The sequence below is a fragment of the Paenibacillus glycinis genome (assembly GCF_009909185.1).
Taxonomy (GTDB): domain Bacteria; phylum Bacillota; class Bacilli; order Paenibacillales; family Paenibacillaceae; genus Paenibacillus_Z; species Paenibacillus_Z glycinis.
On the sequence record NZ_JAAAMV010000038.1, the window covers coordinates 1 to 19,571 of the forward strand.

21 protein-coding genes are annotated in these 19,571 nt (G+C 55.3%); 20 read left to right on the plus strand and 1 reads right to left on the minus strand.

Annotated elements, in window-relative coordinates; all coding sequences use genetic code 11:
• Positions 1-343: 343 nt before the first annotated feature.
• The 7 genes from GT019_RS30600 to pssA all read left to right on the plus strand — a co-directional run bounded on the left by GT019_RS30600 (position 344) and on the right by pssA (position 8,443).
• Entirely contained in the window at positions 344-805 is a 462-nt protein-coding gene (locus GT019_RS30600; protein ID WP_161747255.1) for a CtsR family transcriptional regulator, read from the plus strand.
• Between the two features lie 35 nt (positions 806-840).
• Entirely contained in the window at positions 841-1,377 is a 537-nt protein-coding gene (locus tag GT019_RS30605; protein WP_161747256.1) for a UvrB/UvrC motif-containing protein, read from the plus strand.
• Positions 1,378-1,433: 56 nt separating this feature from the next.
• Positions 1,434-2,471 (plus strand): protein arginine kinase, encoded by a 1,038-nt coding sequence (locus tag GT019_RS30610; protein ID WP_201755663.1) that lies wholly within the window; start codon positions 1,434-1,436, stop codon positions 2,469-2,471.
• Positions 2,472-2,473: 2 nt separating this feature from the next.
• Positions 2,474-4,933, plus strand: a complete 2,460-nt coding sequence (locus GT019_RS30615; protein WP_161747258.1) for an ATP-dependent Clp protease ATP-binding subunit — start codon at positions 2,474-2,476, stop codon at positions 4,931-4,933.
• A 137-nt stretch (positions 4,934-5,070) separates the two neighbouring features.
• On the plus strand, positions 5,071-6,438 hold the full coding sequence (gene radA, locus GT019_RS30620; protein WP_161747259.1) for a DNA repair protein RadA: 1,368 nt from the start codon (positions 5,071-5,073) through the stop codon (positions 6,436-6,438).
• A 14-nt stretch (positions 6,439-6,452) separates the two neighbouring features.
• The gene (gene disA, locus GT019_RS30625) at positions 6,453-7,529 is read left to right on the plus strand and encodes a DNA integrity scanning diadenylate cyclase DisA (RefSeq protein ID WP_161747260.1); all 1,077 of its coding nucleotides are present in this window, start codon (positions 6,453-6,455) and stop codon (positions 7,527-7,529) included.
• A gap of 158 nt (positions 7,530-7,687) precedes the next feature.
• Entirely contained in the window at positions 7,688-8,443 is a 756-nt protein-coding gene (gene pssA, locus GT019_RS30630) for a CDP-diacylglycerol--serine O-phosphatidyltransferase (protein ID WP_161747261.1), read from the plus strand.
• Between the two features lie 101 nt (positions 8,444-8,544).
• On the opposite strand, the gene GT019_RS30635 is transcribed toward pssA, so the two are convergent.
• Positions 8,545-8,940 carry a nucleoside triphosphate pyrophosphohydrolase family protein gene (locus GT019_RS30635; RefSeq protein ID WP_161747262.1) on the minus strand — a complete coding sequence of 132 codons (396 nt, stop codon included), beginning with the start codon at positions 8,938-8,940 and terminating at the stop codon, positions 8,545-8,547.
• 188 nt (positions 8,941-9,128) lie between these two features.
• On the opposite strand from GT019_RS30635, the gene GT019_RS30640 reads away from it, so the two are divergent.
• The 13 genes from GT019_RS30640 to nusG all read left to right on the plus strand — a co-directional run bounded on the left by GT019_RS30640 (position 9,129) and on the right by nusG (position 19,549).
• Positions 9,129-10,223 carry a PIN/TRAM domain-containing protein gene (locus tag GT019_RS30640; protein ID WP_161747263.1) on the plus strand — a complete coding sequence of 365 codons (1,095 nt, stop codon included), beginning with the start codon at positions 9,129-9,131 and terminating at the stop codon, positions 10,221-10,223.
• 149 nt (positions 10,224-10,372) lie between these two features.
• Positions 10,373-11,035: a 2-C-methyl-D-erythritol 4-phosphate cytidylyltransferase gene (gene ispD, locus GT019_RS30645; protein ID WP_407945116.1), complete on the plus strand. Its 663-nt coding sequence runs from the start codon at positions 10,373-10,375 to the stop codon at positions 11,033-11,035.
• Complete coding sequence (gene ispF / locus GT019_RS30650; protein ID WP_161747265.1) at positions 11,032-11,517, plus strand: 2-C-methyl-D-erythritol 2,4-cyclodiphosphate synthase; 486 nt, start codon at positions 11,032-11,034, stop codon at positions 11,515-11,517. The genes ispD and ispF overlap by 4 nt, the downstream gene beginning before the upstream one ends.
• Positions 11,518-11,556: 39 nt before the next feature.
• Positions 11,557-13,014 (plus strand): glutamate--tRNA ligase, encoded by a 1,458-nt coding sequence (gene gltX / locus GT019_RS30655; RefSeq protein ID WP_161747266.1) that lies wholly within the window; start codon positions 11,557-11,559, stop codon positions 13,012-13,014.
• A gap of 466 nt (positions 13,015-13,480) precedes the next feature.
• The gene (gene cysE / locus GT019_RS30660; RefSeq protein ID WP_161747267.1) at positions 13,481-14,203 is read left to right on the plus strand and encodes a serine O-acetyltransferase; all 723 of its coding nucleotides are present in this window, start codon (positions 13,481-13,483) and stop codon (positions 14,201-14,203) included.
• Positions 14,200-15,600, plus strand: coding sequence for a cysteine--tRNA ligase (cysS, locus tag GT019_RS30665; protein ID WP_161747268.1), 1,401 nt, complete (start codon positions 14,200-14,202; stop codon positions 15,598-15,600). The genes cysE and cysS overlap by 4 nt, the downstream gene beginning before the upstream one ends.
• A complete protein-coding gene (locus GT019_RS30670; RefSeq protein ID WP_161747269.1) occupies positions 15,597-16,070 on the plus strand; it encodes a Mini-ribonuclease 3 in 474 nt (157 codons plus the stop codon). Before cysS ends, GT019_RS30670 begins: the two co-directional genes overlap by 4 nt.
• Complete coding sequence (gene rlmB, locus GT019_RS30675) at positions 16,057-16,818, plus strand: 23S rRNA (guanosine(2251)-2'-O)-methyltransferase RlmB (RefSeq protein WP_161747270.1); 762 nt, start codon at positions 16,057-16,059, stop codon at positions 16,816-16,818. The genes GT019_RS30670 and rlmB overlap by 14 nt, the downstream gene beginning before the upstream one ends.
• 2 nt (positions 16,819-16,820) lie before the next feature.
• Positions 16,821-17,339, plus strand: a complete 519-nt coding sequence (locus GT019_RS30680; RefSeq protein WP_161747271.1) for an NYN domain-containing protein — start codon at positions 16,821-16,823, stop codon at positions 17,337-17,339.
• Positions 17,340-17,631: 292 nt separating this feature from the next.
• Positions 17,632-18,282, plus strand: a complete 651-nt coding sequence (gene sigH, locus GT019_RS30685; RefSeq protein WP_161747272.1) for an RNA polymerase sporulation sigma factor SigH — start codon at positions 17,632-17,634, stop codon at positions 18,280-18,282.
• Positions 18,283-18,603: 321 nt separating this feature from the next.
• Positions 18,604-18,753, plus strand: coding sequence for a 50S ribosomal protein L33 (gene rpmG / locus GT019_RS30690; RefSeq protein WP_090583192.1), 150 nt, complete (start codon positions 18,604-18,606; stop codon positions 18,751-18,753).
• A gap of 20 nt (positions 18,754-18,773) precedes the next feature.
• The gene (gene secE, locus GT019_RS30695; protein ID WP_090649027.1) at positions 18,774-18,983 is read left to right on the plus strand and encodes a preprotein translocase subunit SecE; all 210 of its coding nucleotides are present in this window, start codon (positions 18,774-18,776) and stop codon (positions 18,981-18,983) included.
• Positions 18,984-19,015: 32 nt separating this feature from the next.
• Positions 19,016-19,549: a transcription termination/antitermination protein NusG gene (gene nusG, locus GT019_RS30700; protein ID WP_161747308.1), complete on the plus strand. Its 534-nt coding sequence runs from the start codon at positions 19,016-19,018 to the stop codon at positions 19,547-19,549.
• Positions 19,550-19,571 lie beyond the last annotated feature (22 nt).

Below are 19,571 nucleotides of genomic sequence, written 5' to 3' on the forward strand. Positions count from 1 at the left end.
CCGCAGGGTCCTGGGAGAGTAGGACGTTGCCAAGCACGATGAACCGACTGCAGAACTGCAGTCGGTTTTTTGTTGTTTAGCAATCTTTTTTGAATGGTTAATCATATAGTGGTATGCATAAGGCTGCACGGAATGTTGTGGATACGCGCATCAAGGCGTATAAATAGGCACGATCCGCCCAAGCTAGTAAGGTAAGGGATAAAACGATTCAGATGGCCGCTTGACCTTTTGGGAAAATTGCGTATAATAAAATCAAGGTCAAAGAAAGTCAAAGTCAATTTGACTAAAAATTTTGATTTCTTGGCTGAATGAGTGGTTTGGGCATTTTAGGGAGGTTGGCGAAATGCGCAACATTTCCGATCTCATCGAGCAGTACCTCAAGCATATGCTAAAGGAAAGCCCCGGCGGCGCAGTGGAGCTGCAGCGCAATGATTTGGCGGACCGCTTCTCTTGCGTGCCGTCCCAAATCAATTACGTCATCAGTACCCGCTTCACGCTGGAGAAAGGCTATTTCGTGGAAAGCAAGCGAGGCGGCGGCGGGTATATCCGCATCCAACGAGTGGAATTGCCGACGTTATCCGCCCTTCAGGAGCACCTGGGCCAGACAATCGGCGAACAGGTGGACCAAGATACGGCGGAAGGGGTTATTTATCAGCTGGAGGAAGGGAAACTGATTTCCCGGCGAGAAGCGAACTTGCTTCGAGCGGCGGTCTCCCGCGATTCCTTGGCTGTGAAGCTCCCGCTGCGAGACGAAATTCGTGCGCGGCTGCTTCGGGCAATGCTTGTCACGCTGCTCATGAAGTAGGCTGCGCAGCCTTGCAAGAGGAGGGGATAGTGCGGATGCTTTGTCAGGAATGCGAGAAGAAGCCGGCTACGCTTCATTTTACGAAGATCGTGAACGGGGAGAAAACGGAGTTTCATATTTGCGAAGCTTGCGCGCGCGAACGGGGAGAAGGCATTCCCGGTACGGCGAACGGATTCTCCATCCACAGTTTGTTGTCGGGCTTGCTGGATTTCGAGCAGGCGGGCGCGATGAACGCCCTCGGCGTTCAACCTCAGCCGATCCGCTGCGACAACTGCGGGCTGACGTATACGCAATTCAGTAAAATGGGCCGGTTTGGCTGCAGTAGCTGCTATGCCAAGTTTGGAAACAAACTTGACCCGATTCTGAAAAGGGTACATGGCAATACGACGCATGTCGGTAAAATCCCGAAGCGAGCCGGCGAGCAAATTCAAGTCAAGCGCGAAATCGAAACGCTTAGACGGGATATGCAGACACGGATCGAGCAGGAGGATTTCGAGAATGCGGCCCAAATCAGGGACCGTATTCGCGAGCTGGAGCGCAATATAGCCGATGTCGAGGAAAGGCACGGTTAGGAAGGTGAATCAGAGTGTCGAAGCGGTCTTATGTCGAAGAAGCGTTGAGCGACTGGATGAGAGGCAGCGGCCCTGACGCTGATGTGGTGATCAGCAGCCGGATTCGCATCGCCCGTAATTTAACGGGACATCCGTTTCCGATGCTGGCTACGAAGCAGCAAGCGCACGACGTGATGCAGCAGCTCATTGCGGTTGCGGACACCGGGAAGCTGCAGGATTACGGTTCATTCGAGACGATCGAGTTGGCGCAGCTCAGCGAGCTTGAACGCAGGGTGCTCGTGGAGAAGCATTTGATCAGTCCGAATTTGGCCAATGAATCACGCAGCGGAGCGGTCATGCTGAGCGAGAACGAAGCGGTCAGCATTATGGTGAACGAAGAGGATCATTTGCGGATCCAATGCCTGTATCCCGGGTTTCAAATCAAGGAGGCCTGGGGGCTAGCGAGCCGCATTGACGATATTTTTGAAGATGTCACCGATTATGCGTTCGATGAACGCAGAGGGTACTTAACCAGCTGCCCGACGAATGTCGGCACGGGGATCCGCTCGTCGGTCATGATGCATTTGCCGGGGTTGGTGCTGACTCAGCAAATCAACCGGATTCTGTCGGCGATCACGCAGGTAGGCCTGGCGGTTCGGGGCATTTACGGCGAAGGCAGCGAAGCGACCGGCAATTTGTTTCAAATCTCGAATCAGATTACGCTCGGTCAGTCCGAAGGGGAAATCATCGAGAATTTGCACAATGTTGCCCGTCAAATCATCGAGCACGAACGCGCGGCGCGGCTGCGATTGTTGGAGGATTCCAGGGTACGGCTGGAGGATCGCGTACAAAGGTCTTACGGTATCCTGTCCCATGCGATGATCATGGACTCCAAAGAAGCGGCGCAGCGCCTGTCCGATGTTCGATTGGGTATCGACTTGGGGTTGATTAGCGACGTAACGCCGCAAGCGATGAATGAAATGATGGTATTAACGCAGCCCGGGTTCCTTCAACAGGTGTTTCATGAGAAAATGTCGCCTGAATTGCGGGATATCCGGCGCGCGGAACTTATACGCAAGCAGTTGCATAGCGAATCCGATCATGGGGGTGTGTGAACATGATGTTTGGGAGATTTACCGAACGTGCACAGAAAGTGCTCGCATTAGCGCAGGAAGAAGCGGTTCGTCTCGGTCACAATAATATCGGCACGGAGCATATCTTGCTCGGTCTGAACCGTGAAGGGGAAGGAATCGCGGCGAAAGCTCTGATTGGGCTCGGACTTAGCCTTGAGAAGATCCAAGACGAAGTCGAAACCCTTATCGGACGCGGTCAAGAACAACCTACCAATATCGCGTACACGCCGCGCGCGAAGAAGGTCATCGAGCTTTCGATGGACGAAGCGCGCAAGCTGGGTCACACGTATGTCGGCACGGAGCATATCCTGCTCGGCTTGATTCGTGAAGGCGAAGGCGTCGCGGCGCGCGTGCTCAATAACCTCGGCATCAGCCTGAACAAGGCTCGCCAGCAAGTGCTGCAGCTGCTTGGCAGCAGCGAAGCGGTATCCAGCAATCACGGTGCGCCGGCTAACGTCAGCACGCCGACGCTTGATGGACTTGCGCGCGACTTGACGGCATATGCCAAAGACGGCAATTTGGATCCGGTCATCGGCCGGAGCAAAGAGATCGAGCGCGTCATCCAAGTGCTCAGCCGCAGAACGAAAAACAATCCGGTCTTGATCGGGGAGCCCGGGGTCGGTAAAACAGCCATCGCCGAAGGACTTGCCCAAAAGATCATCGCCGGCGAAATTCCGGAAACGCTGCGCGACAAACGCGTCATGACGCTCGATATGGGCTCCGTCGTAGCGGGCACGAAGTATCGCGGCGAATTCGAAGACCGCCTCAAAAAAATCATGGACGAAATTCGACAAGCCGGAAACATCGTTCTGTTCATCGATGAGCTTCATACGCTGATCGGCGCAGGCGGAGCGGAAGGCGCGATCGATGCTTCGAACATTCTGAAGCCGGCGCTTGCCCGCGGCGAGCTGCAGTGCATCGGGGCCACGACGCTGGACGAATATCGCAAATATATCGAGAAGGATGCCGCGCTTGAGCGCCGTTTCCAACCGATCACGGTCGATCAACCGTCGCCGGAAGAAGCGGTTCAAATCCTGCACGGGCTTCGCGATCGTTACGAAGCGCATCACCGGGTGAAAATTACGGACGAAGCCATCGAGCAAGCCGTAAAATTGTCGGACCGTTATATTACGGACCGCTTCCTCCCGGACAAGGCGATCGACCTTATCGACGAGGCGAGCTCCAAAGTAAGATTGAAATCGTACACGGTACCGCCTAACCTCAAACAACTGGAAAACCGTCTGGAGGATATCCGCAAGGAAAAAGACTCCGCCGTTCAAAGCCAGGAGTTCGAGAAAGCGGCCGCGCTCCGCGACACGGAACAGAAGATCCGCGAAGAGCTCGACGTGACGAAGAACCAATGGAAAGAAAAACAAGGCCGCACCGATTCCGAAGTGACGCCTGAAGATATCGCGCAAGTGGTCGCAAGCTGGACCGGCATTCCGGTATCGAAGCTGGCCGAAGAAGAGACGCAGCGCCTGCTGCATATGGAAGATATCCTGCATGACCGCGTCATCGGTCAAAGCGAAGCGGTCAAAGCGGTCTCCCGCGCGATCCGCAGAGCGCGCGCAGGATTGAAGGATCCGAAGCGTCCGATGGGCTCGTTTATCTTCCTCGGCCCGACCGGGGTCGGCAAAACGGAGCTGGCGCGCGCGCTCGCCGAAGCGATGTTCGGCGACGAGAACGCGGTGATTCGGATCGACATGTCGGAATACATGGAGAAACACTCCACGTCCAGACTCGTCGGAGCGCCTCCGGGCTATGTCGGTTATGAAGAAGGCGGCCAGTTGACGGAGAAGGTTCGCCGCAAACCGTACTCGGTCGTGCTGCTCGATGAAATCGAGAAAGCACATCCGGAAGTATTCAATATCCTGCTCCAAGTGCTGGAAGACGGCCGCCTGACGGACTCCAAAGGCCGCGTCGTCGACTTCCGCAACACGTTGATCATCATGACGTCCAACGTCGGCGCCGATCAAATCAAACGCAATTCCTCGCTCGGCTTCACGGCCGCGCAGGACGCGGGCCGCGACTTTAACATCATGAAGGATAAAGTGCTGGCTGAGCTGAAGAAGAGCTTCCGTCCGGAGTTCCTGAACCGGATCGACGAAACGATCGTGTTCCATTCGCTGGAGCAAGAGCACATCGCGCAAATCGTCACGTTGATGTCCGAGGAGCTTCGCAAACGGCTGCGCGAGCAGGAAGTCGATTTCACGCTTACGGATTCCGCGAAAGCGTTCCTGGCGAAGGAAGGCTTCGATCCGCAGTACGGCGCGCGTCCGCTGCGCAGAGCGATCCAAAAGCATATCGAGGATCGTCTCTCCGAGGATCTGTTGCTCGGCAAGATTTCCAAGGGCCATACCCTCATCATCGATGAGAAGGACGGCGAGCTGACGGTGACTCACGCCGACGGGGCACCTGCGGCGGAAGAAACGGCAACGAAATAATTTTGGTCGCGAATACCCTTCATCATTCTGCTTCAAGGCAGGGGATGGAGGGTATTTTTTAGCGTAAATTAAGGTTTAATCGCATCGATAGAAATGGTAAACTTTTAAAGATACGTCTTTTGCATAAGGAGCCGCTCATGGCAAAACTTAAAACCAAGTTCGCATGCACCGAATGCGGCAACGAATCGCCCAAATGGATGGGAAAATGTCCCGGATGCGGACAATGGAATACGATGGTGGAAGAAAAGGAAACGGTCGTCAAAACGCAAGGCATGGGCTCATCGATCATTCAGACGAAAGAAAAGCCGCGACCTATCATACATATAGAAAGTGGTCAGGAGAAGCGGATCGAGACAACCAATCAAGAGCTCAACCGCGTGCTCGGGGGCGGCGTCGTTCCGGGATCGCTCATTTTGGTCGGGGGAGACCCGGGTATTGGCAAATCGACGCTGCTGCTGCAAACGTCGCATGCGCTGGCCTCCAAGCAGCTGACGGTGCTTTACATTTCCGGAGAAGAGTCCGTCAGGCAGACGCGGCTGCGCGCCGACCGCCTCGGCGCGTTGTCGGAAACGCTGTACGTGCTGTGCGAAACGAACATGGAGCAGATCAACGACGCGATCGAATCGGTCAATCCCGATTTTCTCGTCATCGACTCCATTCAGACGGTGTACGATCCGCAAGTGCAGTCGGCGCCGGGGAGCGTCTCGCAGGTCCGGGAATGCACGGCGCATTTCATGCGGGTCGCCAAGATCAAAGGCATTGCGACCGTGCTGGTCGGCCATGTCACCAAAGAAGGCGCCATCGCGGGCCCGCGGATGCTCGAGCATATGGTCGATTGCGTCCTGTATTTCGAAGGCGAGCGTCATCATACTTACCGGTTGCTCCGGGCGGTGAAGAACCGTTTCGGCTCCACGAACGAAATCGGCATCTTCGAAATGGTGGAAGAAGGACTGCGGGAAGTAAACAATCCGTCCGAGCTGTTTCTGTCCGAGCGGCCGATGGGCGTATCGGGATCTACCGTCGTGGCCAGCATGGAAGGTACGAGGCCGGTCCTTGTCGAAATGCAGGCCCTGGTGGCAACGACGAATTTCCCCTCGCCCCGGCGGATGGCGACAGGCATTGACCACAACCGCATGACCCTGATCGTCGCGGTGCTGGAGAAACGGATGGGCATGTTCCTGCAAACGCAGGATGCCTACCTGAACGTGGCGGGCGGGATTCGGCTTGATGAACCGGCGGTCGATTTGGCGGCGGCGGTATGCATTGCATCGAGCTTTCGCGATGCGCCGACAAGACCGTTCGACGTGTTTTTCGGCGAAATCGGGTTAACGGGCGAAGTAAGGGCGGTTTCACGCGCGGAACAACGGGTGAAGGAAGCACAGAAGCTGGGCTTCAAGCGCGTCATCATGCCCAAGAAGAGCTTGAAGGGCTGGACCCCGCCAAAGGGGATCGAGATCATTGGCGTCGAGACGGTAGCAGAAGCGCTGTCCGCGGCATTCGGATAAAGGGGGGGAAGATGATGAAAGAGTCGAACCAGGCAGAAATGGTCAATCAGCTGCTCCAGATGGTCGCGCCCGGGATGGCGTTTCGCGAAGGGCTCGATAACGTGCTGCGGGCGAAGACGGGGGCGCTCATCGTTGTCGGCTACAGTCCGGAAGTAATGGAGGTGGTCGATGGCGGATTTTCCATCAACTGCGACTTTTCCCCGAACTACTTATACGAGCTGGCCAAGATGGACGGCGCCATCATACTGAGCGAGGACCGCAAACGGATCTTGTACGCGAACACGCAGCTCATCCCGGACAGCTCGATCTCGTCCATCGAGACCGGGATTCGCCATCGGACGGCTGAACGCGTGGCGAAGCAAACGGGAAAGCTGGTCGTATCCATCTCGCAACGGCGGAATATCATCACATTGTATCAGGGGCAATTCCGGTATGCGCTGAAGGAAATGGGCGTCATTCTGACGAAGGCCAATCAAGCCATACAGACGCTCGAGAAATATAAAGTGGTGCTCGGCCAGTCCTTCACGAACTTGTCCGCGCTGGAGTTCGAGGAAATGGTCACCTTGCAGGAAGTGGCACATGTCATCAAGCGGGTGGAAATGGTTATCCGCGTCAAAATGGAAATCAAACGCTACGTCAACGAGCTCGGAACTGAAGGCCGGCTGATCAGCATGCAGATGGATGAATTGGTCGGCGGCGTGGAGGAGGAAGCCTGGTTCCTGCTGAAGGATTACGCGAAGGATCCTTCCGAGGATCGCGTAAAGGAGATTCGCACGAATATCCGCAAGCTCAGCTCGGAGGAGCTGCTCGATCTGCCGCAAATTTTGAAGCTGTTGGGTTACGGCGGCTTTAACGCGGTTTCCGAGGAAATGGTGGCGCCGCGCGGGTACCGGCTGCTCAGCCGGATTCCGAGATTGCCTGCCGGAATCATCAATAATTTGGTCGAACGGTTCGGCACGCTGCCGCATGTTCTGATGGCGACGATCGAGGAATTGGATTCCGTGGACGGCATCGGCGAGGTGCGCGCCCGAACGATCAAGGAAGGCTTGAAGCGGATCCAAGAGCAGATGTTCATTGACAGACAAATTTAAATCCCATACAATGAGGGAATGCAGACAGAAGCTGGGCACAACTTACAAATCACACCTTTGTCGCTAGCGAAACTTCAGAATAGAAGTTTTTTCTCAAGTTTGCCCTCCATTACTGTATTTTTGCAGTTTTGGGGCATAGTAAAGATGAGGTGGAGCAAATGATCACGAAGTCGATACCGAGTCTTTTTACGGTGGCGAATTTGTTTTTAGGCATAATTGCCGTTATTCTGATCTTTCCCGATAACGCCAAGCCGGAGCTGGCCGCGATGATGGTTATCATCGCCATGCTCATGGACGGCGTCGATGGACGGGTAGCGCGGGCACTTAACGCGCAAAGCGAATTTGGCAAAGAATTGGATTCTTTATCGGATGTCATCTCTTTCGGCGTGGCGCCGGCATTCATTATGTACAGCGTCGCGTTCCAAGAATTGAATCCGGCTCCGGCATGGATCATCACCGCGCTGTTTCCGATTTGCGGAGCGCTGCGGTTGGCGAGGTTCAACGTTATTTCCAGCATGCCGGGTTATTTCATCGGCCTTCCGATTCCGGCAGCGGGCGGCGTTTTGGCTACGTTGGCGTTATTTCACAAGGACATCTCGATCTCCGTGTTGATGATCAGCACGCTCGTCCTCTCGTTCCTGATGGTCAGCACGATCCGCTATCCCAACTTCAAGAAGCTTGGCATTCCGAAGAATGCGATCTGGGTCGTTCCGATCATCGTCGTCGTCGCGGTTGCCCTCGGCATCTTGTTCCCGCACCACTTATCCAAAATAATCTTCGTGCCGTTGGTGCTTTATGCACTCTATGGCTTAAAAAAAAACGTTGATCGCCGTCTCCCGAATAAAAAACGCAAACGCCGTTTGGAAAATCAGCTTCAAGAAGAACCGGCGGTTCACAGCGAACACAGCGCTTGATTCGCACGGCATGATAAAGACCGCCCGATCTCTCCTAATCGAGAGGCCGGGCGGTCTTTGTTAGGTTCCTATTTCCGATTCCAATGCCGACGGTTCGTTCATTACGTTAAATTAAACAGTCCAAGCGTGCTGCACTTATCCGATTCGCGTTCGATAACGTCGTCGAGCTTGATGTCGAGCAGGTTCGCCATGGCCGACATATAGAAGAGGTTGCGTCCCAGCTCGTTCTGTATGGCTTCTTTGCAGTGCTCGCACAGCTCGCCGGTGATGTGGTGATGAAGCTTCGTCTTGGCCTTCTCCAAATTGAAATCGTCTTCATACTGCTGTTTGCGGGCGTTCAATTCGATGCATCCGCATTCAGTGACGGATTTGGCGACCGCGCGGTTCACGGAAGCGCCGGACTGGCCGTATTTGGACATGACGTCCAGCAAGCTGCGATGACGCAGCAGCAGTTCGGACACTTGCTGTTGGAATTGCTCCAACGTTGGTGCATTCATCGGTTCCACCTCATTTCGGGAATGGGTTGCTTTGGTATTATTATAAGCCTCATCGCGGATCATTTCAAAACGGATTTGACCGATTTGTCCCCATAACCGCCGAAGTTAATAATTTCTAATGCTTTCCCGCCCTCCAGGCGATTAACGTGACAATAATTGGAACATAATTGTAATGGAGGTGGATTTATATGATGAAACGAATGATTCAAGGGATGGGATTGGTATTCGGCGGCGTTATGGGAGCACAACTATTCGGCTCCGTTAACAGCGGCTTAAGCTGGGCTGTGCCTGCGGGCGGCATTATGCAGCATTCCGGAAACTATTACAGCGTGGTCATCGGAGCGGTATGCGGGCTCGTGCTGGCATCGGTATTGGCGGCTCCAATGGAGAAATGGATGCGGCAAGGCGCGGAACGGGTTTCGGCCGTACCGACGGGTGAATTGTTTTCCGGCGGAGCCGGGCTTCTTGGCGGATTGGCGCTTTCGGCACTTTTGTATCCGGCTCTGTCCGGGCTTAGCGGCGCATGGATGATGATTCCCGTTGCGCTGACCGTTTTCTTCGGCTACGCGGGCATGCGAATCGGGTTGAACAAGCGCGAAGAATTGGCGGAACGCATCGCAGCCTTTACCGAAAGGAACGCGAAGGCGGTTCGGCAGCAGGACGAAGAGAGCACGTACGAGGAACACAAGATTCTGGATACCAGCGTGATCATCGACGGCCGGATCGCGGACATTTGCAAGACCGGGTTTATCGAAGGGACGCTCGTCATTCCGGAGTTCGTGCTGGAGGAGCTGCAGCACATCGCGGATTCGTCGGATCTTCTCAAGCGCAACCGCGGCCGCAGGGGGCTCGACATCCTGAACAAGATCCAGAAAGAACTCGACGTCAAAGTGCTGATCTACGAAGGCGACATGGAAGACGGCGAGGTGGACAGCAAGCTCGTGAAGCTGGCCAAGGTGCTGCATGGCAAAGTCGTGACGAACGATTTCAACCTGAACAAGGTTTGCGAGCTTCAAGGCGTATCCGTCCTGAACATCAACGATCTCGCCAATGCGGTGAAGCCGGTCGTGCTGCCAGGCGAAGAAATCGTCGTGCAGGTCATTAAGGACGGCAAAGAGCACGGTCAAGGCGTCGCTTATCTGGACGACGGCACGATGATCGTCGTCGAAGGCGGCCGCGACTATATCGGCACCACGATGGAAGTCCTGGTGACGAGCGTGCTGCAGACCTCCGCGGGAAGAATGATCTTTGCCAAGCCGAAGCTGTTGGAAAAAGCGCAGTAACGCGGTATGATAGTACACGGATGATTTTCCCTGCCGGCGCTCGTTTGGCCGAGGGATGATCGAAGTCTGCGTCGGGGCGGTTGATGGCATTGGCAGAGGCAGTTGCAAAATGGGGCGTCGTCGTCGTGGCGGCAGGACGCGGAACCCGGATGGGGACGGCGGAGAGCAAGCAGTATTTGCTGTTGCGGGACAAGCCTATTCTCGTGCACACCTTGGAGACGTTCGAAACCATGGACGAGATCGCGGAAGTTTGCGTGGTCGTCGGTCAGCAGGACGTCGAACGCTGCGAGGGATGGATTCCCCAGTATGGACTTCATAAAGTGAAATCGGTCGCCGCGGGCGGCAGCGAGCGTCAGCACTCCGTGCAGCTGGGGCTGGAAGCCTTAAGCGGAGACGTCGATTGGGTGATGGTGCATGACGGCGTACGGCCGTTCGCGACGCATCGGGCGGTTCGCGCCTGCATGGCGAAAGCGGCCGCGACGGGCGCCGCCGTGCTGGCCGTTCCCGTGAAAGATACGATCAAGCAGGTGAACGAAGGCGGCGTTATTACCGCGACTCCTGAACGGCGAAGCTTGTGGGCGATTCAAACGCCGCAAGCTTTTCGCCGTTCTCTGCTTCAACGAGGGTTGCGGCAGGCGGCGGCCGATCGCTTCGTCGGAACCGACGACGCGATGGCGGTCGAGCGGCTCGGCGTACCGGTATCGGTTGCCGAAGGGGATTACACGAATATTAAAATAACGACGCCGGACGATTTGCCATACGCGGAATTTCTGCTGGCAAGCCGGGAGCGGGGGAGAAGAGCGGACACATGATTCGAGTGGGACAAGGGTTTGACGTGCATCAGCTGGTGGAAGGACGAGCTTGCATCATCGGGGGCGTCACGATCCCGTACGAACGGGGATTGCTCGGGCATTCCGATGCGGACGTGCTGCTGCATGCGATCAGCGACGCGGTGCTTGGGGCGCTGGGACTCGGCGATATCGGGAAGCATTTTCCGGATACGGATCCGGCCTTCAAGGACGCGGATAGTTTGAAGCTTCTGGAACATATCTGGGCGCTGATCAAGGAACGGGGCTATAAACTCGGCAACGTGGATGCGACGATCATCGCGCAGCGGCCGAAGATGGCGCCGTACATCCCGCAGATGGTCGAGGTTATCGCAGGCGCGCTCGAAGCGGAAGAACGCACGCAAGTGAACGTGAAAGCGACAACGACGGAGCAGCTCGGGTTCGCCGGGCGGGGCGAAGGGATTGCCGCGCAGGCGGTTGTCTGCCTCGTGAAGGTTATGCTATGATTCACCAATACGATAGATGACGGGAGGAATCGGCAGGTCATGTCCGATCAAATCAGAGTGCGCTATGCGCCGTCGCCAACGGGACATTTGCACATCGGCAATGCCAGAACGGCCTTATTCAATTATTTGTTCGCCCGCAACCTCGGCGGGAAATTCATTATCCGGATCGAAGACACCGACGTCAAGCGGAACGTCGCCGGCGGCGAGGAGAGCCAGCTGACGTATTTGAAATGGCTCGGCATTACGTGGGACGAGAGCGTGGATATCGGCGGAGGCTACGGTCCGTATCGCCAAACGGAGCGCCTGGATATTTACCGCGAATACTGGCAGGAGCTGATCGATCGCGGCCTTGCTTATAAATGCTATTGCACGGAGGAAGAGCTGGAGCAGGAGCGGGAAGAGCAGACGGCGCGCGGCGAGATGCCTCGCTATTCCGGCAAACATCGCAACTTGTCGGCGGAAGAACGGGCCGCGTTCGAAGCGGAAGGCCGTATTCCGAGTGTCCGTTTCCGCGTTCCGGACAACAAAACATATACGTTTGACGACCTGGTCAAAGGACAGATCAGCTTTGAGTCCGATGGCATCGGCGATTTCGTCATCGTGAAGAAGGACGGCATTCCGACTTACAATTTCGCCGTGGCGCTGGATGACCATTTGATGGCGATCAGCCACGTGCTCCGCGGGGAAGACCATATTTCCAATACGCCGCGCCAGCTGATGATTTACGAAGCGTTCGGCTGGGAGCCGCCGGTTTTCGGTCACATGACGCTGATCGTGAACGAAACTCGCAAGAAGCTGAGCAAGCGCGACGAGTCCATCGTTCAGTTCATCGAACAGTACGACAAGCTCGGCTATTTGCCGGAAGCGATGTTTAATTTCATCACGCTGCTGGGCTGGTCGCCGGAGGGCGAGCAGGAGATCTTCACGCGCGAAGAGCTGATTGCCGCGTTCACGGCTAACCGGTTGAGCAAGAGCCCGGCCGTGTTCGATACGAACAAACTGGCTTGGATGAACAATGAATACATGAAGAAGACCGAACTTCCCCGGGTCGTGGATCTCTGTCTTCCGCATTTGGAAGCTGCGGGACGGCTGACCGGCGTTTTGTCCGAAAGCCAGCGCGCCTGGGTCAGCGATCTCGTGGCACTGTATCAGGATAAGCTCCGCTTCGCTTCGGAAATCGTGCCGCTCACGGAGCTGTTCTTCCTGCCCGGTCCCGCCGACGAGGAAGAAGCGATCGCCGTGCTTGCGGAAGAACAGGTTCCGGTCGTGCTCGCGGCGTTCCTGGATCAGGTCAAGGCCATGGAGCAATTGAACGTCGAGGGGATCAAAGCGGCCATCAAATCCGTGCAGCAGGCGACCGGCTTCAAGGGCAAGCAATTGTTCATGCCGATTCGCGCCGCCTTGACGGGCCAGACGCACGGGCCCGATTTGAATGCGACCATCGTCCTGCTCGGGCAGGCGAAGGTGCAGGAACGCCTGCTGGCGCGCTTGGGATAATCGCCGGATGTAGGCAGCGTCCGGGCGGAGGCCACTTGTCAGTTCTAGGACTGTGGGCTATACTTGAGGTAATCATTTTTAACTCGAGCAGCTTCGTTTACATCCATAAGGCAACGAACAGGATCGTTTATTTCAAACGGGAATTTCAGAGATGGCGACCTTTCGAACGGAGCCGTGCATGCATGGTTAACGTTCGATCGGGTGGAAGTCGCCGATTTCCGGAGATAAACATTGCGCCTGGGAGCCGCATCTCCGAACTGCCGCGCGCAGGGTGGGTGATGACGATATCGTCCTCGTTACGGGCGAATAAGAACGTACGCGCTTGCCCATGCAGGCGCTGCGAAGCAGAGTGGAACCGCGTGAATACGCCTCTGCAGCCTGAATAGGCTGCGGGGGCTTTTTATTTCGCTTTCAGATTCGGGGCAAAGATTGTCATCTTGGTTCGGTAGAGAGAGGGGGCTTGACCATGCTGCGCAATATGAAATCCGACATCCAAGCTGTGCTTGAGAACGACCCCGCCGCCCGTAATATGTTCGAGGTCGTATTCACCTATTCGGGGCTGCATGCCATCTGGGCGCACCGGATCGCGCACGCCTTGTTCAAGCGCAAGTGGTTCACGCTCGCGCGGATAATTTCCCAGACCAGCCGGTTTTTCACCGGAATCGAGATTCATCCCGGGGCGCAAATCGGCGAACGCTTGTTCATCGATCACGGGATGGGCATCGTCATCGGCGAAACCTGCGAAATCGGCGACAACGTCATCATCTATCAAGGCGTCACGCTGGGCGGCACGGGGAAGGAAAAGGGCAAGCGGCATCCGACGATCGGCAACAATGTCGTCCTTGCATCCGGCGCCAAGGTTCTAGGCTCGTTCAAGGTTGGAGACAATGTGAATATCGGCGCGAATTCCGTCGTGCTTCGGGAGGTTCCGGCCAACAGCACGGTCGTCGGCATCCCGGGGCGGATCGTCAAGCGCAACGGCGCCCGGGTCGCCGATCGGCTCGACCACACGCAGCTCCCCGATCCCGTTATCGAGATGCTGCGCGCCATGCAGAAGGAAGTGGCGGAACTGCGGGCGGAATTGGAGAAGGAACGACGGGATAAGCAAGAAAGACAGGATAAGCACGAGAGACACGAGAAACACGAGAAACATAAACAGCCTGTAGCCGGAGGAGAAACAAGACCATGACCCTACGCATTTATAATACGTTGACTCGCGAGAAGGAAGATTTCAAGTCCCTCGTGCCGGGTAAAGTAAAGATGTACGTATGCGGACCGACGGTCTATGACTATATTCATATCGGCAACGCGCGTCCCGCGATTTTCTTCGACGTCGTTCGCCGTTATTTGGAATCGCTCGATTACGACGTGAATTACGTGGTTAACTTCACCGACGTCGACGACAAATTGATCCGCAAAGCGGAGCAGCTCGGGACGACGGTACCGGAAGTGGCCGAGCGCTTCATCGCGGCTTTCTACGAGAACATCGAAGGCTTGGGCATTCATAAAGCGACGATCAACCCGCGGGTGACGGAGAACATTCCGGAAATCATCGCGTTGATCGAAGAACTGGTCGCGAACGGCCACGCCTACGAGAACGGCGGGGACGTTTTCTTCCGTACGAGCACGTTCCCGGATTACGGCAAGCTGTCGCATCAGAATTTGGAGGAGCTGCAGCTCGGCATCCGGATCGGCGTGGACGAGCGCAAAGAGAACGGCCAGGATTTCGTGCTCTGGAAAGCGGCGAAGCCCGGCGAGATCAACTGGGCGAGCCCTTGGGGCCAAGGCCGTCCGGGCTGGCATATCGAATGCTCGGCGATGGCGCGCAAATACTTGGGCGATACGCTCGATATCCACGGCGGCGGGCATGACCTGCAATTCCCGCATCACGAGTGCGAAATCGCGCAGTCGGAATCGGTGACGGGCAAGCCGCTCGCCAACTACTGGATGCATAACGGCTACATCAACATCAACAACGAGAAAATGTCCAAGTCGCTCGGCAACGGAATCACGGTGCAAGATATGCTGACGCGGATCAAGCCGGCGGTCATTCGCTATTTCATGCTGTCGGCGCATTATCGCAGCCCGCTTAATTTCAGCGACGAAACGATCGCGCAGGCGGAGAACAGCATCGAACGCATCGCCAATTCGGTAGCGAACATCAAGCACCGGATGGCGGCCGCGGTCAGCGCGCCGGGAGAAGAATTGGCTGCGCTGCAAGCGCGCATCGCCGACATCAAGGCACAGTTCAATGCCAAAATGGACGATGACTTCAATACGCCGGATGCCATCACCGCGGTATTCGAGCTGGTGAGCGAGACGAATCTGCACCTGCAGCGTTCGGTTGTCTCCCCGGAAGCGCTGCGGCTGTTGCTTGAAGCGTTCGAGTCGTTCGATCGCGTATTCGGACTACTGCCGGCCGAGGAAGAGCTGCTGGACGACGAGATCGACGCACTGATCGTGGAACGGACGGAAGCGCGGGCCGGGAAGAATTGGAAACGGGCCGACGAGATTCGCGACCTGTTGGCCGACCAAGGCATTATACTGGAAGACACGCCGCAAGGCATTCGTTGGAAACGCAAATGACCGACGGGCATCCGGAAGACCTGGACCTTTGGTTTCACGAGCCGACGAAGCCCGTCAACCTCATGAATCCCATCGTGCTCGCTTACATCGGCGATGCGGTATACGAGGTGTTCGTGCGGCAATATCTCATTTCGCTGCCCAACCATAAGCCGCATCACCTGCACAAGCAGGCGACGCAATTCGTGTCGGCCAAGGCGCAGTTTCTCATCTTGGAGAAATGGCGGCCGCATTTGACGGAAGAGGAAGCGGACATCGTGCGACGGGGACGCAACGCGAAGTCCGGCACCGTGCCGAAAAATGCGGATCCCGCTCACTATAAACAGGCGACGGCGCTGGAGTGCCTCGTCGGATACCTTTATTACGGAAAGCAGGTCGGGCGTCTGCGCGAGCTGATGGCGATCGCGATCGGCGATGCCATCGAAGCGGAAGACCACGGCAAGACGAAGGAGAATCAGGATGCGCGAGCATGAAGAAGATTCGCAGGAATGGATCGCGGGCAAGCACCCCGTGATGGAGGCGCTGCGTTCCGGACGCGAGATCAACAAGATCTGGGTGGCGGAACAAGCGCAGAAGAACGCTCAGCCGATTATGCTGGAAGCCAAGAAAGCGGGGCTTGTCGTACAGATCGTCGATAAGCGGAAGCTGGATCAAATGGTGGACGGCGCGGCCCACCAAGGGGTCGTCGCGCAGGCGGCGGCTTACCGGTATTTTGAAGTAGAAGAGCTGCTGGAGCGCGCGAAGGAAAGCGGCGAGATGCCGTTCTTCCTGCTGCTCGACGAGATCGAGGATCCGCACAACCTGGGCTCGATTCTCCGGACGGCGGAATGCACGGGCGTGCACGGCGTCGTTATTCCGAAGCGCCGGTCCGCTTCGTTGACGGCAACGGTCAGCAAGACTTCGGCGGGCGCGGTCGAATACGTGCCGGTTGCGCGGATTACGAACATGGCGCAAACGATCGACAAGCTCAAGGAAGCGGGCGTCTGGGTTGCGGGCGCGGACGTCGGCGCGGAGCGGGACGTGTTCGCTTCCGGCATGAAGTTCGATATGCCGCTTGCCATCGTCATCGGCAACGAAGCGAAAGGGATCGGAAGATTGATCCGGGAGAAATGCGATTTTCTGATCAAGCTTCCCATGCACGGGCAGTTGAACTCGTTGAATGCGTCCGTCGCTGCCGGCGTGCTGATGTATGAAGTATTGCGGCAGCGTCTTGGCAAGTAACCGTGAAACGGCGCGATGACGTTCTTCTTGTCGACGGCTATAACATGATCGGAGCTTGGCCGGAGCTGGCGGCTCTGCGGGACAAGGACCTGGAAGACGCGCGCGACCGGCTGCTCGAGATGCTTGCGGACTATCAGGGCTTTACCGGGATGACGGTCATCGTCGTGTTCGACGCGCATCAGGTTCCGGGCATCGGTTCCACGTTCAAGCAGCATCGGTTGACGGTCGTATACACGAAGGAGAAGGAAACGGCGGATTCGTGCATCGAGCGCCTTGCTTCGGAGATGGCCATGCGCAGCCGGAACATTCATGTCGCCACGTCCGACTTGGTGGAGCAGCACGTCGCTTTCGGCAAAGGCGCGCTCCGGATCTCGGCCCGCGAGCTTCTCATCGAAATCAAGCAGAACCGCAAAGCCATCGAGCAGAAGGTAGATCAAAAAAATAAAGCGCGAAACGAGCTGGACGGGAATCTGAGCATGGACGTTCGGTTGAAACTGGAAAAGTGGCGCAGGGGAAAATGACAATGTTAATTCGGCGTAATCTTCGAGTGAAATTAGATGACGCGGATGCTCTTTTTACAGGTGCGAAATCCCATTTTTGCTAGATAATTAGCAGTGCCGAGGCATGATCGTCATTGACGGTTAAAGGTTACGTAATGTATACTGAGTCTATGTTTCTGAACGGGGATTGCTGCTAGATTGTGCCGATACGATCTTGGCGTACACGATCTGTAACTACTACATTGCGGGCCGGTTAATTATTGCGCTGCTGAAGTTAAAGGCATTTACGCCTTTCGAGCCGGAGGGATTGTTCGTGAGCATCGACCTCAGAGAATGGAAAACGCTGGACTTTGACTGCAAAACGGACGAAGACGTTGTCGAAATGGTTCGCGAAGGCGACGGCGAAGCGTTGGAGTATTTGATCAATAGGTACAAGAACTTTGTCCGGGCTAAAGCGCGTTCCTATTTTCTAATCGGGGCCGACCGCGAGGATATAGTCCAAGAGGGCATGATCGGACTCTACAAGGCGATACGAGATTTCAAGGGCGATAAGCTTGCTTCCTTCAAGGCATTTGCCGAGCTTTGCATCACGCGGCAGATCATCACGGCCATCAAGACGGCCACGCGGCAGAAGCATATTCCGTTGAACTCTTACGTTTCGCTGGACAAGCCTATTTATGACGAGGACTCCGACCGGACGTTGCTGGACGTCATTTGCGGAACGCGGGTGTCCGATCCGGAAGAATTGATCATCAACCAAGAGGAATTCGTCGGTCTTGAGGATAAGATGTCCGAGATACTCAGCGATCTGGAACGCAAGGTGCTGATGCTTTATCTGGATGGCAAGTCTTATCAGGAGATCGCCGTCGATTTGGACCGCCACGTGAAGTCGATCGATAACGCGTTGCAGCGCGTGAAGCGAAAGCTGGAACGGTATTTGGAAGTCCGCGACATCGGAATTTAATACCTGTCTGATAAGAGCCGAGCAAGGCTCTTTTTTTATGGGAAGGGTTTATCTGCGTTTGAAACCGCCGCCCGGTGACGATACTGATACGGACGAAGAGGAAATTTTCGCCTGCTTTGCGTTGTTGCCTTGTACCGCGACATACATTTTACGGGCTAATAGAGAGGTACTTCGGAACGGATTTGCATTGACACTCCCTATTGCTTGTGATAAAGTGTTTTGGTAGCCCTAAATAGGTCTTTTTTTATTATGGGTCAATCAGGCTAGTTTCACATACAGTGCTTTAAACTTTATCGATGCTTAGTTTGGGAGGTGTCAACAATGCGGGTAATTATTACGTTGGCTTGCACAAACTGCAAACAAAGAAACTATGCTTCCAGCAAGAACAAACGAAATCACCCTGACCGTATTGAGATGAAGAAGTTTTGCAAGTATTGTAACGAGCATACTCCTCATCGCGAAACACGATAGGTCAATTTGGAGGTGTGGACGTGGCATTTTTAGCTAAGCTGAAGCAAAGCTTCGGGTCGACGTTTTCCTTCTTCACCGACAGCTTCGCGGAATTAAAGAAAGTCCGTTGGCCAAGCCGCAAGGAATTGACAAGCTATTCCCTCGTGGTATTCTTCACGATTATAGCTGTGACAATTTACTTCTGGGTACTTGACATCGGGATTTCCGCATTGGTCGAACTGATTGTTTAAGAAGGGGCCAAGGGTGGCTTGTTATGGAAATGATGGAAAAAAGATGGTATGTAGTCCACACGTATTCGGGTTATGAGAACAAAGTGAAGGCGAACCTCGAGAAACGCGTTGAATCCATGGGCATGGAAGACAAAATCTTCCGCGTGCTCGTCCCGATGGAGGAAGAAGTGGTAGACAAGGACGGCAAGAAAAAAACCGTCATGCGTAAAGTTTACCCCGGATATGTCCTCGTCGAGATGATTCAAACCGACGATTCTTGGTATGTCGTTCGCAACACTCCGGGCGTAACCGGGTTTGTCGGTTCAACGGGCTCTGGTTCAAAACCAACTCCGCTTTTGCCTGATGAAGTGGAACAAATTTTGAAGCACATGGGCATGGAAGAACCGAAACCTAAAATCGAATTCGATTTGAAGGAAACGGTACGTGTTAAAGTCGGGCCATTCGCTAACTTTGTCGGAACGGTGGAAGAGATTCTGCTCGACAAAAGCAAGCTGAAGGTTCACGTCAACATGTTCGGCAGGGAAACTCCGGTTGAGCTGGATTACGGGCAAGTGGAGAAGGTATAATAAGCCTGTTTTCTGCTGAGAG

Excerpts from the sequence above, each read along its gene's own strand:
- GT019_RS30600 (WP_161747255.1), top strand. The coding sequence starts at position 344 with ATGCGCAACATTTCCGATCTCATCGAGCAGTACCTCAAGCATATGCTA.
- GT019_RS30605 (WP_161747256.1), top strand. The coding sequence starts at position 841 with ATGCTTTGTCAGGAATGCGAGAAGAAGCCGGCTACGCTTCATTTTACG.
- GT019_RS30610 (WP_201755663.1), top strand. The coding sequence starts at position 1,434 with ATGAGAGGCAGCGGCCCTGACGCTGATGTGGTGATCAGCAGCCGGATT.
- GT019_RS30615 (WP_161747258.1), top strand. The coding sequence starts at position 2,474 with ATGATGTTTGGGAGATTTACCGAACGTGCACAGAAAGTGCTCGCATTA.
- radA (WP_161747259.1), top strand. The coding sequence starts at position 5,071 with ATGGCAAAACTTAAAACCAAGTTCGCATGCACCGAATGCGGCAACGAA.
- disA (WP_161747260.1), top strand. The coding sequence starts at position 6,453 with ATGAAAGAGTCGAACCAGGCAGAAATGGTCAATCAGCTGCTCCAGATG.
- pssA (WP_161747261.1), top strand. The coding sequence starts at position 7,688 with ATGATCACGAAGTCGATACCGAGTCTTTTTACGGTGGCGAATTTGTTT.
- GT019_RS30635 (WP_161747262.1), bottom strand. The coding sequence starts at position 8,940 with ATGAATGCACCAACGTTGGAGCAATTCCAACAGCAAGTGTCCGAACTG.
- GT019_RS30640 (WP_161747263.1), top strand. The coding sequence starts at position 9,129 with ATGATGAAACGAATGATTCAAGGGATGGGATTGGTATTCGGCGGCGTT.
- ispD (WP_407945116.1), top strand. The coding sequence starts at position 10,373 with ATGGGGACGGCGGAGAGCAAGCAGTATTTGCTGTTGCGGGACAAGCCT.
- ispF (WP_161747265.1), top strand. The coding sequence starts at position 11,032 with ATGATTCGAGTGGGACAAGGGTTTGACGTGCATCAGCTGGTGGAAGGA.
- gltX (WP_161747266.1), top strand. The coding sequence starts at position 11,557 with ATGTCCGATCAAATCAGAGTGCGCTATGCGCCGTCGCCAACGGGACAT.
- cysE (WP_161747267.1), top strand. The coding sequence starts at position 13,481 with ATGCTGCGCAATATGAAATCCGACATCCAAGCTGTGCTTGAGAACGAC.
- cysS (WP_161747268.1), top strand. The coding sequence starts at position 14,200 with ATGACCCTACGCATTTATAATACGTTGACTCGCGAGAAGGAAGATTTC.
- GT019_RS30670 (WP_161747269.1), top strand. The coding sequence starts at position 15,597 with ATGACCGACGGGCATCCGGAAGACCTGGACCTTTGGTTTCACGAGCCG.
- rlmB (WP_161747270.1), top strand. The coding sequence starts at position 16,057 with ATGCGCGAGCATGAAGAAGATTCGCAGGAATGGATCGCGGGCAAGCAC.
- rpmG (WP_090583192.1), top strand. The coding sequence starts at position 18,604 with ATGCGGGTAATTATTACGTTGGCTTGCACAAACTGCAAACAAAGAAAC.
- nusG (WP_161747308.1), top strand. The coding sequence starts at position 19,016 with ATGGAAAAAAGATGGTATGTAGTCCACACGTATTCGGGTTATGAGAAC.